This is a genomic window from Mycobacterium sp., assembly GCF_019243155.1.
Lineage (GTDB): Bacteria > Actinomycetota > Actinomycetes > Mycobacteriales > Mycobacteriaceae > Mycobacterium.
The window spans coordinates 1-11376 of sequence record NZ_JAFAUS010000332.1 but is presented as its reverse complement, the minus strand read 5'-3'; the positions used below and the strand labels follow the sequence as shown (position 1 = coordinate 11376).

Annotated in this window: 11 protein-coding genes; 5 read left to right on the top strand and 6 right to left on the bottom strand. The window is 64.1% G+C overall.

The window, feature by feature from the left end; translation table 11 throughout:
* The 3 genes from nrdF to JOZ00_RS16980 form a co-directional block, all read right to left on the bottom strand.
* A partial coding sequence (gene nrdF, locus JOZ00_RS16990; protein ID WP_293345576.1) for a class 1b ribonucleoside-diphosphate reductase subunit beta occupies window positions 1–907 on the bottom strand: 907 nt, incomplete at its 3' end.
* A 127-nt stretch (window positions 908–1034) separates the two neighbouring features.
* Window positions 1035–1331: a hypothetical protein gene (locus tag JOZ00_RS16985; RefSeq protein ID WP_293345574.1), complete on the bottom strand. Its 297-nt coding sequence runs from the start codon at window positions 1329–1331 to the stop codon at window positions 1035–1037.
* A 232-nt stretch (window positions 1332–1563) separates the two neighbouring features.
* Complete coding sequence (locus JOZ00_RS16980) at window positions 1564–2454, bottom strand: SDR family oxidoreductase (RefSeq protein ID WP_293345572.1); 891 nt, start codon at window positions 2452–2454, stop codon at window positions 1564–1566.
* An 80-nt stretch (window positions 2455–2534) separates the two neighbouring features.
* Between JOZ00_RS16980 and JOZ00_RS16975 the strand changes: the two genes are divergently transcribed.
* The gene (locus JOZ00_RS16975; protein WP_293345570.1) at window positions 2535–3134 is read left to right on the top strand and encodes a TetR/AcrR family transcriptional regulator; all 600 of its coding nucleotides are present in this window, start codon (window positions 2535–2537) and stop codon (window positions 3132–3134) included.
* On the opposite strand, the gene JOZ00_RS16970 is transcribed toward JOZ00_RS16975, so the two are convergent.
* Complete coding sequence (locus JOZ00_RS16970; protein WP_293345568.1) at window positions 3131–3733, bottom strand: TetR/AcrR family transcriptional regulator; 603 nt, start codon at window positions 3731–3733, stop codon at window positions 3131–3133. The two genes, JOZ00_RS16975 and JOZ00_RS16970, sit on opposite strands and share 4 nt — an antisense overlap.
* A gap of 94 nt (window positions 3734–3827) precedes the next feature.
* Between JOZ00_RS16970 and JOZ00_RS16965 the strand changes: the two genes are divergently transcribed.
* From JOZ00_RS16965 to malQ, 3 genes are all read left to right on the top strand, one after another.
* Entirely contained in the window at window positions 3828–5435 is a 1608-nt protein-coding gene (locus tag JOZ00_RS16965; RefSeq protein ID WP_293345566.1) for an NAD(P)/FAD-dependent oxidoreductase, read from the top strand.
* A gap of 170 nt (window positions 5436–5605) precedes the next feature.
* A complete protein-coding gene (locus tag JOZ00_RS16960) occupies window positions 5606–6880 on the top strand; it encodes a glycosyltransferase (protein ID WP_293345564.1) in 1275 nt (424 codons plus the stop codon).
* A 303-nt stretch (window positions 6881–7183) separates the two neighbouring features.
* The gene (gene malQ, locus JOZ00_RS16955; protein WP_293345562.1) at window positions 7184–9187 is read left to right on the top strand and encodes a 4-alpha-glucanotransferase; all 2004 of its coding nucleotides are present in this window, start codon (window positions 7184–7186) and stop codon (window positions 9185–9187) included.
* Window positions 9188–9432: 245 nt separating this feature from the next.
* Here malQ and JOZ00_RS16950 read toward each other — a convergent pair whose 3' ends face one another.
* Window positions 9433–9711: a MerR family transcriptional regulator gene (locus tag JOZ00_RS16950; RefSeq protein WP_293345578.1), complete on the bottom strand. Its 279-nt coding sequence runs from the start codon at window positions 9709–9711 to the stop codon at window positions 9433–9435.
* Window positions 9712–9947: 236 nt separating this feature from the next.
* Here JOZ00_RS16950 and JOZ00_RS16945 point away from each other — a divergent pair, with 236 nt between their 5' ends.
* The gene (locus JOZ00_RS16945) at window positions 9948–10385 is read left to right on the top strand and encodes an Hsp20 family protein (protein ID WP_293345560.1); all 438 of its coding nucleotides are present in this window, start codon (window positions 9948–9950) and stop codon (window positions 10383–10385) included.
* Window positions 10386–10988: 603 nt separating this feature from the next.
* Here JOZ00_RS16945 and JOZ00_RS16940 read toward each other — a convergent pair.
* The coding region (locus tag JOZ00_RS16940) for a condensation domain-containing protein (RefSeq protein WP_293345558.1) at window positions 10989–11376 on the bottom strand (388 nt) is incomplete at its 5' end.

Below are 11376 nucleotides of genomic sequence, written 5' to 3'. Positions count from 1 at the left end.
AGAAGAAGTCGTGGTTCTCATCGGCGTTCGGGGAAAGTGCCGACAGGATCGCCGGATTGACATCGGTCTCGTCGCGTGGGAACAGCGCTTCGTAGCCGAGGTTCATCAACGCCTTGTTCGCGTTGTAGCGCAGGAACTTCTTGACGTCCTCGGTGAGCCCGACCTCGTCGTAGAGATCCTGGGTGTACTCCACCTCGTTGTCGTAGAGCTCGAAGAGCAGTTCGTAGGTGTAATCCTTCAGCTCGGCGCGCGTGGCGTCATCGACCAGCGCCAGGCCGCGCTGGTACTTGTAGCCGATGTAGTAACCGTGCACGGCTTCGTCGCGGATGATCAGCCGGATCATGTCCGCGGTGTTGGTCAGCTTGGCCCGACTCGACCAGTACATCGGCAGGTAAAACCCGGAGTAGAAGAGGAAGCTCTCCAGCAGCGTGGAAGCCACCTTGCGTTTCAGCGGCTCGTCGCCCTTGTAGTACTGCATCACGATCTCGGCTTTGCGCTGCAGGTTGGGGTTTTCCTCCGACCAGCGGAACGCGTCGTCGATCTCGGCGGTCGAGCACAGCGTGGAGAAGATGTTGCTGTAGCTGCGCGCGTGCACCGACTCCATGAAGGCGATGTTGGTGTAGACGGCTTCCTCGTGCGGGGTCAGCGCGTCGGGAATCAGGCTGACCGCCCCGACCGTGCCCTGGATGGTGTCGAGCAGTGTCAGGCCCGTGAAAACCCGCATGGTCATCTGCTTTTCGTGAGCCGTCAGAGTGCCCCACGACGGCAGATCGTTGGACACCGGGACCTTCTCGGGCAGCCAGAAGTTTCCGGTCAACCGGTCCCAGACCTCGGCGTCCTTCTCGTCCTGCAGCCGGTTCCAGTTGATCGCCGAAACGCGGTCAATCAGCTTCATGTTTTCGGACACTAGAACCCCACTTCACACGCCATACGGCTGCCGGACTGTTTGCCGTTACTTGGACCACAAACACTACCCCTGGGGTGCGACAAGCAGGGGCAACACAACAGATTGTGTTGGCGTGTCGCGCCGTTTGCTACGTCGCCAGCAGTATGAGCTGGGCCGGCCGTTGCCTCCGATGCGGAAAATGGCCGCAGTCGTCGAACCAGTGTGCGTCCAGGCTTCGTCCAGCGGCGTGGCACGGGGCGAAATTGCGCAATTCCTGCAGGACGAGTTCGGGCGGCAACCGCCAGGGTCTGGCCGAAAACTGCAGCAGCAAAGAGGTGCGGCCAATTTTGCTGTGGGTGAGCACGGGCGGCGGCGGCTGGATGTGTCGTACCAGCCCGATCGACGCGCCCACCGTGTGGCCGAAGATCCGCATCTGCCGATCCATCCAGAATCCTCCGGGGTCTAGCGGGATCACGTCGCGCTGAGCCGCGAGCATCGGCAGCACGGGTTCCCAGTTACGCCAAACTGGATCCGAGCCCGTGCACCAACAGCAACGGTTTGTCCGAACCCCTTCGGACAAAGTAAATCGCCAGTCCTGTTCCCACCTCGGTCATATCCCTGCGAATACCCGCGGCCACCGGGCTGAATCGTGAGCACTCGGAAGCGCTGCGCAGCAACTACTTTCCGACAGATGCAGTCGATTTGAAGCTTGACCGAAGACTCAGTCGCACCACGCGGTCGAGGGCACGATCGGGCAGCACGCGGGCCAACCGCACCAGGATCGCCGCGTCGCGTCCGACGGTGTAGCGGGTGCGCGGACGCGATGCGGTGGCCACCCTGGCAATCACTTTCGCGGCGGCCTCGGCGGAAACACCGTCCCTGCCGAACGATCGAGCCTGCTCCGAAACGGCCGCCACCAGATCGCCATAACGCTCGAGGTCATCGGTGGCCATAGCGGCCCGCAACCGCTCGGCATTGGCGATGCCCCGATCCGACATCTCGGTTTTGACCGCGCCGGGTTCGACGACGACGACCTTGATCCCCTGACCCCCGAGCTCACGGCGCAGGGAATCGCTGACCGCTTCGAGGGCGAACTTGGATCCTGCGTACGCCCCGTAGGTCGGCAGCACCACCTTGCCGCCCACCGAACTGATGTTGACGACAGTGCCCCCGCTTCGCCGCAAGGCTGGCAGCAGCGCCCGCGTCATGGCGACGTGGCCGAACAGGTTCACCTCGAATACCTGGCGCCACTCGGCAATTGGCAGCGTTTCGACCGGCGCGTTGACCGAGATCCCGGCGTTGTTCACCAATCCACGCAGCGGCCGGCCGTGCGGATCACTGGCGATCCGGTCGGCGATCCCGGCCACGTGCGCGTCGACCGTGACGTCCAGAATGTGCGGCTCGATCCCGTCGGCCCGCAGCGCATCGGCGTCGACCTCGCGGCGGACCCCGGCTAGCACGTGAAAGCCCCTGTGCGCCAGCTCTTTCGCGGTGGCCGCGCCCATGCCGGTCGAGGCGCCGGACACGACGACCAGCTCGCGGCGGTTCGGTGTATTCGATGCAGTCATTAGATCCCCAATTCAGTTGACACTGTCATCTCAACCTAGAATAGTTCGGTTGACGTTGTCAACTCAAAGGAGGGCGGCCTATGCTGCTTCCGGTGGTGACGCGATCAGAGGCAGCTGCGGTGACCCGCCAGTCGTTACTGGAAGCCGCCGATGCGCTGCTCGACACCGGCGGGCCGGATGCCGTGACGCTGCGCGAAGTAGGCGCCCGGGCCGGCGTGTCGCGTTCGGCGCCGTATCGCCACTTCACGAACAAGGACACCCTGCTGACGGCCCTCGCCACGAAGGCAATGACGCAACTTGGCGACAGGCTGGAGTGCATTGCCGCCGGCGACGCTCTCCCGGAGCAGTCACTTCGTGCCGCGCTGCTTTCGCTGGTCGCCATCGGCCGCACCCGGCCCCATGTGTACCGCCTCATGTTCACTACGCCGGCGGGCGATCCGACCGCGGCGGCGCAAGCCGCCGAGCGCACGCAAGACCTGTTCCTCGACTTCGTCGCGCGCATCGTCGGCCCGCGGCAGGCCCGCCACTACGGAGCGCTACTGCTGACCATCGCCCACGGCGCGGCAAGTTTCGAGGGGAGCGGCCATTTCATCTGGGACAAGTGGCAGACCAACCCCGAGCAGCTCATCGAAACGATGATTGGCCTGCTGCCCACCGAAAAGTATTTTCCGTCAAGCTAATCCAGCCCCAGCTGACGCAGCGTGTGGGTGAGGCCGTCCTCGAGAGCGCTGAGGGCGACATCGGTGAGGCGACTCAGTTCGTCGATATCGTCGCCGCCCGTACTCATCCACGCCTCCAGCGACGCGAACACCGCCGTGGCCAGGCTGTGCGCGGCGATGTCGGCCACCATCGCCCCATCGGCGGTCGGCTTGGACCGTTCGTGGATGAAGCGGCCGATCTCATCGGCGACCTGATCGCGCATCCGGCGAATGTGGCTGGTGATGATGTCGTGGTCCAGGTCGCGCGACCGGATGGTCGCCGCTTCCCGGACCATGCGGAAGTCAAAAGGGAAGGCGTCCACGGCTTTTCGGACTGACGCCGTGATGGGTTCACCGTGCGGTCGCAGCGCCAGCGCGCGAGCGAACCACTCGAATCCGATGTCGTAGTCGGCGAAGATCACCGCATGCTTCGACGGGAAATGACGGTAGAAGGTCCGCTCGGTGACGCCGACGTCGGCGACGATGTCGGCGACGCTGGTCTGATGCACGCCGTCGGCAACGAAGCGCTTCATGGCGGCCTGCAGTAGCGCCTGCCGCGTCCGCTCTCTACGAGAATCCACCCGACCAGCACACACCAAATGTCACCATTGACGCAACAATGTCAGGTGTGACATTGTGCGTTCAGCCGACGGATCTTCCAGCGAAGGGGTCAGCATGTCCGACTACGACGCAATCGTCATCGGGGCGGGTCACAACGGTCTGGTCGCGGCGAACGTGCTGGCGAAGAACGGTGCGAAAGTCCTTGTCCTGGAACGGGCACATTTCCTGGGCGGCATGGCCGCGACCCGTGAGCTGTTCGACGGATACAAACACAGCGTCGGCGCGTGGGCGGTGCTGATCTGGCGACAGGAGATGACCGATCGCCTGGAGCTGACCAAGTGGGGCTTCGAGCTGATGGATCAGTGGACGTCGACATGCACCTTCGGTGCCGCCGAGGACGTCCCGTTCGTGACGTACAACGACCTCGAGCGCATGGGCCGCCACCTGATCGATGACCACGGGGCCGAAACCGCCACCGCGCTTGGCGGTCTCTTCGCGCACCTCGGCCGGTTCGCGCCCTATTTCGTCGACTCGGCTTTTGGCCCACCGTTGGACATCATCGAGGTGATCGCGTCGCAGCCCACGCCGCAGGACCGCCACGATTTCGCCCAGATGTGGTACGGCAGCACGATGGACACGGTTCGCCGCTTCCTGGCGCCTGACCAAGGACGTTGCATCCAAGGCTCTTTGGCGGCGATGTCCATCGATGCTTTCGACGGTGGCCCGTGGACGCCGGGCTCGAACGCGTCGACGCTGTACCACTACCTGATCGGCGGCGGCAACGTCGAATACATAATGCCGCGAGGGGGCATCGGCTCGCTGAGCACGGCATTGTGCCGGCGCGCCGAGTCGATGGGCGCCGAGGTGCAGATGAAGCAGCACGTCAAGCGGATCCTGGTCAGCGACGGACGCGCCACCGGAGTCGAACTGCGGGACGGCACAACGATTTCCGCCGATGCCGTGTTGTCGTCACTGGACCCCTACACCACATTCGTCAATCTGGCCGGGCCAGAACACTTTCCGGCCGACTACGTCCGCAAGATCAAAGAGATCAACTTCAACCTCGGATACATCCAGGCGCATCTCACCATTGACCAAGCGCCCCAATGGATCGACCGCCTGCAGCCTTACATGCAGGACAACGGGCAATGGTGTCCCACGATCGCGTATGCGCCCTCACCGGAATACATCAGCGACGCCTGGGAGCAGTACCGAAAGGGTCAGCTTCCCGACGCCCCGCCGACCTATCTGTACATACCCAGCATGGTCGACTCGTCGCTGGCGCCCGAAGGCAAGCACAGCGCAACCATTTTCACCCCCTACTTCCCCACCGGACTGGACGCCGACGAAAACCGAAGCTGGAAAGAGCAATACGCCGACACCTGCGTGAAGATCTTCGACACCTACGCACCCGGATTCGCCGACTCCGTCACCAACCGTGTGGTGTTCTCCAACCGCTACTTCGGCAGCACCTTCAGCGCGCACGCCGGCGACTACTCGCACGGGCTGCTGCAGCCCAACCAGCTGTGGACCGGCCGCGTCGTCGAAGGAGCCGACAAGTTCGCCACCCCGGTCGACGGGCTCTACCTGTGCGGGCAGTGCACCCACCCCGGACCCGGGGTTACCGGCATCCCCGGTTGGAACGGCGCCGAAGCGGCGCTCAAGCATCTGAACGCGCACGCCGGAGCCATTAGTTCTGGCGGTTTACGCGCGACGCCTTAGTTCGCCGATAGTGCCGTTCGAAGCGAAAGCATCGGGGATTCGAAATCGTTTGGGCCCTTTTTGAGTTGGCTCGAATCGGTCGTGAGTAGTGCCCCGTCGTCGGGGGATTTACCGACCATGTCGGGTATTCTTCTGGCCGACGCACGGCACCTGTAAAGCAAGGATCCGCCATGAAGTTTGTCCTGGCGTGTTACGGAACCCGCGGCGACATCGAGCCGTCTGCTGCCGTGGGTCACGAACTGGTGCGGAGGGGGCACGAAGTTCGTATCGCCGTCCCGCCCGAACAAGTCGGCTTCGCCGAATCGACTGGACTTACAGCGCTCCCGTACGGACCCGAGGTCCGGGAATTCCACGACGAGGAGTTTCTCCGGAACATGTGGCGCGACTTCTTCCGCAATCCGGTCAAGGCGGTCCTCGGTGGGTGGGAACCCATCATCCGGTATTGGAACGATGTGGGCACAGCGCTGCTGTCCCTTGCTCGCGATGCAGACCTGCTGTCAACGGCCCTGAACTTCGAGCAGGCCGCCGCGAACGTCGCTGAGCATTACGACATTCCACTTGCCGCGCTGCATCATTTCCCGATGCGTGCCAACGGTCAACTCGTTCCGGCGCTACCTGCGCCGTTGCTCCGCTCGGGGATGGCTGCCCTGGAGTGGCTGTTCTGGCGCTCTACCAGGAAGGTCGAAGACGCTCAACGTTCTCAGTTGGGCCTGCCCAAAGCGACACGCCGTTCGGAGCGGCGAAATGCAGAACGCGCACTGCTGGAAATTCAGGCCTACGACAGCATGTTGTTTACGGGGTTGGCGGCCGAATGGGCGGAATTCAGCCATTTGCGCCCGTTTGTCGGTGCGCTGACGATGGAGATGACGACTAAAGCTGACGAAGATGTCGCAGCGTGGATTGCCGCGGGACCGCCCCCGATTTGCTTTGCAACCGGCAGTATCCCGGTCGAATCACCTGCCGCCACCGTCGAAATGATCAGCATAGCTTGCGCGGAGTTGAGCGAGCGGGGGCTGATCTGCTTCGGGGGCACCGACTTCACCGATCTGTCACATCCCAGCCACCTCAAGGTAATCGGTGCGGCGAACTACGCGGCGATCTTCCCTTCCTGCCGCGCGGTCGTCCATCATGGCGGATCGGGCACGACAGCCGCGGGCCTGCGCGCGGGGATTCCTGCACTGATCCTGTGGAGCTCGGCCGATCAACCGTACTGGGGCGCTCAGGTCAAACGGCTCAAGGTCGGTACAGCTCGGCGCTTTTCGGCAGCCAACAGTGATTCGCTGGTCAGGGACTTGCGTCGCATCCTCGCTCCGTCCTATGCCGTCCGCGCCCGCAAGCTCGCTGCCCGGATGACTACACCCACTGAAAGCATCATGAAGACAGCTGATCTCTTTGAAGATATGGTCCGCAGGAAGGCATCTGGCGTTCCCGGGTCGCCACGCTGAGATTCGCTCCCGCTGAAATGTGTCTGTCTCCGACGAGGCGAGACGCCTACGGCCGCCAGAAACAGTCGGGATGCGCGGATCTGCAGTGCATCGTTGTTTCGCTGCGGCCAGAGCCCAATCAGTGGGCAAGCCAGCAGATTTCGAGTTAGACCATGTCGCCGGCAGAATCCAGGCCCGGTGTGAGCAGAAACAGCCTGGGTATACCTAATTCATGTGTTCACGCTGGCGCCCGTCGCGGTGCCCTCTTCTCTTGCCAAAACCATCCGCCGCTGGTTGTGCCGTCGCGCTGGTGCGGACGCCGTAATGGCGGACCCGAAACCCGTACCGGATGACCTTCGCCGGCTGGCGGTCGCGCACGGCGTCGCTACCTCGTACCGCAACGAACGGCGGGAGCCTGTTGAGGTCGACGCCGACGTGGTGATCCGGGTCCTGGGGCTACTCGAGGTCGAAGCCGGCAGCGACGCGCACCGGCGCCGAGAGTTGGCCAAGCTCGCTGAACGCGAACGGGCGGGCGTCGTGGCACCCACCCTGGCGGTGCGCGTCAACGGGCGTTCCCAGCCGGTGCCCGGGGCCGCGCAGTTGATCGGCGACGACGGCAATTGCGCCGATGTGCGCGACGAGTTCCCCGGGCACCTGCCGCCGGGCTGGTATCAGCTACATACTCGAGACGGTCAGGAGGCCACGCTGGTGGCTGCCCCGCCGCAGGTACCGTCACCGCCCGCCACCTGGGGCTGGATGCTGCAGCTTTACGCGTTGCGGTCGGCGCGTTCGTGGGGCATTGGTGATCTCGGCGATCTGCGCCAGTTCGTGAACTGGACCGCCGCTGAGCACGGGGCAGGTGCGGTTCTACTCAACCCGCTGCACGCGCCCGGGCCCACACATCCAGTGCAGCCATCCCCCTACACGCCGTCGAGCCGACGTTTCGCAAATCCACTGGCACTGCGTATCGAGGACCTCGACACCTACCGTCGGGCCCACCCCGATACCCGCGCGGAGGTTGATGCGCTGCGCGTCTCCGCGAGCACCGAGCAGGTCGACTACGACCTGGTGTGGGCGGCCAAACGCGCGGCGCTGGAGTTGTTGTGGCGCAGCGAGGGTCGGCCCTGTCCGCTCGGCGATTCGACTGACTCCACGGCGTTGCGCGACTTTGCCACCTACTGTGCGCTCGCCGAGCGGTACGGCGGCCGGTGGAGCCGCTGGCCGCTGCCGCTGCACAATGTCGCCGGACCTGCCGTGGCCGAGGCCCGTCGCGCCTTGGCGCCGAGGGTGGCGTTTCACGCGTGGGTGCAGCGGCGCTGTGCTGAGCAGCTGATCACCGTGCGCGAGGCCGCCAGAGACGCCGGGATGGTGCTGGGTGTGTTGCATGACCTCGCCGTTGGAGTCGACGCGGACGGCGCCGACGCCTGGGCGCTGGCCGACGTGCTCGCCACCGGGGTGAGCGTGGGCGCGCCGCCGGACAACTTCACTCCGCGGGGACAGGACTGGGGGCTTCCTCCCTGGCGACCCGATCGTCTCGCCGCGACCGGCTACGCCGCGCTGCGCGACATGCTCCGCGCGGTGGTATCTCACGCTGACGGTCTGCGGATCGACCATGTCGCCGGCCTGTGGCGGCTGTGGTGGATCCCGCCGGGTGACGGCCCTGACCGCGGCACGTACGTGCACTACGACGCAGACGTCATGCTGGCGGTGCTGGCGTTGGAAGCCCATCGGGCCAAGGCGATCGTGGTGGGTGAGGATCTGGGAACGGTCGAGCCGGAAGTGACTCAGGCATTGGCGGATAACGGGATGTTGGGGTGCGCGGTCTCCTGGTTCACCCGAGACGAGACCGCACTGGGTGAGCCGCTACTTTCTCCAGCGCGGTGGCCGTCGCGTGCGGCCGCCAGTCTTTCCACGCACGACCTGCCTACCGCGGCGGGGTTCTTGCGCGGTGAGCACGTGCGCGCGCGGGCAGATCTCGGTCTGCTCAATGACGCGCCGGCCGAGCGGGCGACTGCCGAGACCGAACGGGCCGAGTGGCTGGCACTGCTGCGTTCCGAGAAGCTGCTGCCGTTGCAGCCTTCCGAGCCGGACGAGGCGACCGTGATCGTTGCCATGCACCGCTTGCTGGCGGCGACGCCGAGTCGGCTGAAGCTCATTTCACCCTACGACGTGCTCGCCGAGCCGCGACAGCCGAACTTGCCCGGGACGGTCGACGAGTATCCGAACTGGCGGCTCCCGCTACCTAAGACACTCGAGCAGCTACGCGCCGACCCGAGAGTTGTTGAGATCACCGCCGCTTTTCGGGAAACCGCCGGCGACAGCCAGTGAACCGAGACGGCCCAGCTTCTCGCTCAGCCGCCTCGCTTTGACGCGGCGGCTTTTATCAGGGCGCTGCGATGCGACGGCCCCTCGAAGCCACTGCGGCGCGGATGAGACAGTCTGTGCTGCAGGAGATCTCGCGCGGTATCGCTGTCGATCCAAGCGAATCTCTGTTCGTGATCTCCGGGAACACACTGACGTCCTCATGTACCCCGTGATGAGGCGCCGACAATGACGCCGGTGGCCGCCGGCCGTTACCGTTGCTGCACGTAGGACCCGCCGCGTCGGTCCGCATCGTAATCTTCGGGCACCGATTGGCTGCCGCGTTCAGCGCGTTGGTCCGCTCGCAGAGCGGTGTTGTCGTCTTCGAGGTCAAGGATGCGGGTGATGCCGGCAGTGTTGACGCCGGCACTGACGAGGGCGGCGATGCGGGCAATGCGGTTCAGGTCGTTGGCGCTGTAACGTCGCGTCCCGCCAGCTGTGCGTTGTGGGTTGAGCAGTCCGCGTCGTTCCCACAGTCGGATGGATTGGATTGCCGCTCAGGATAATTCGGCTGCGACCGAGATGGCGTAAACGGCATGCCCGGATGCCGGACCGGCGTTGCGGGGGCGGTCTGTCATGAGTCGGCTTGGGCTTCCGTGAGGCGCTGTCGAAAAAATCTGTGCTGGGCTATTGCCATTAGAGCATAGCTGAGATATATAAAAACTGTGCCACTTGGCATAGTTTATATGTCAACCTAGAACAGGATTGGAGTGTGGAGGTGGCAACCATGTTGGTGCGTAGCGACCCGTTCCGGGATCTGGACCGCTTCAGCCAGCAGGTATCAGGAACCGCCGCGCGTCCAGCGGTAATGCCAATGGACGCCTGGCGCGAGGGTGAGCAGTTCGTCGTCGAATTCGATCTGCCTGGCGTAGATGAGCAGTCGCTGGACCTGGACATCGAGCGCAACGTGGTGACCGTACGGGCGCAACGCCCGGATGTCGATCCGGGTCGGGAAATGCTGGCCACGGAACGGCCGCGGGGGGTGTTCAGCCGACAACTGGTGCTCGGCGACAACCTCGACACCGAGCGCATCGAGGCTTCCTACCGCGCGGGCGTATTGCGCTTGCGGATCCCGGTAGCGGAGCGGGCCAAGCCGCGAAAGATCAACGTAGAGCACGGGGATCGGGCTGACAGCGCGAACCGTCAGCAGGTCATCAACGCCTGATCGGCCGGTCAGATGCTGACGTTGAGTGCGGCAGCGGGCCCGCCAGGTTGCGCCCCGGCGCCGGTGAACGGTCACAGATTAATCGAGCGCACTTTGGATCGGATGCTGCTCGATACGGAGGTGATCGAACTGTTCGCCGAAGTCGACGCCATTCTGTGTGCACTGGTGGAGCAGTTGAGCACCCGCAGTCGGCAACCGGCACCACCGGCCACCGGGTGCGCTCTTCCTCGGCCCTGGTCAGCCGGTTGGTCTTGGCACGTTGTAGTCGCGTGGTGGCGGATGCCGGTGCGATTAATGCGTGCCGTTCAGCGGAGTCCTCCGTCCAGTTTCGTTGTCTAGCACCGGTATTAAGGGGGTGATGTCATAACAGCACCGAAGGCCAGCCCGCTGCCGGGGTCACATCTCACGGGCGTGTATAGCTATCACGGAGTCGTGTTGTCGCGCGCCGATGCCTGATCTCGGTAACATTCCCGGCGGCGGGCTGGTCCGCTAACACGCGGGCGGCCGGCGAGGTCGTCTGCGAATTTCCCGCCACGTGCAGCAGGACGTCGCACTCTCGGTCGAGTAGATCGATCGACAACAATCGCCGTCCCGCGCCGACGGTCATGATTGCTCCTCGACATCTGCGGTCATGGCGACCAGCACGCGCCGGAACCGCTCAACCAGCTTTTCGATTTGGGCCGCGGCGAACACGTCATGATCGAATTCGACGCGAAGGCCTATCTCGTGGCCGGGCACGGCTTGAACCGAAAGCGGGTAATGGTTGTATTCCCGGTTGCTGAAACCATTTATGGTTAGCTCGTCGATGCCAGATAGTCCCGCGGTATCGATCGGATAGTTTTCGTACACGAACATAGTGTCGAATAATTGGTCGTGTCCCGTTACACGATGGATCTCATTCAGCGCTAAATGCTGGTGATCGAGGGTGTTCGTGTAGGCGGTCTGCAGCTGTTCGAGCAGGTCGGCGATGGTGGTTTCCGCACCGATGGTC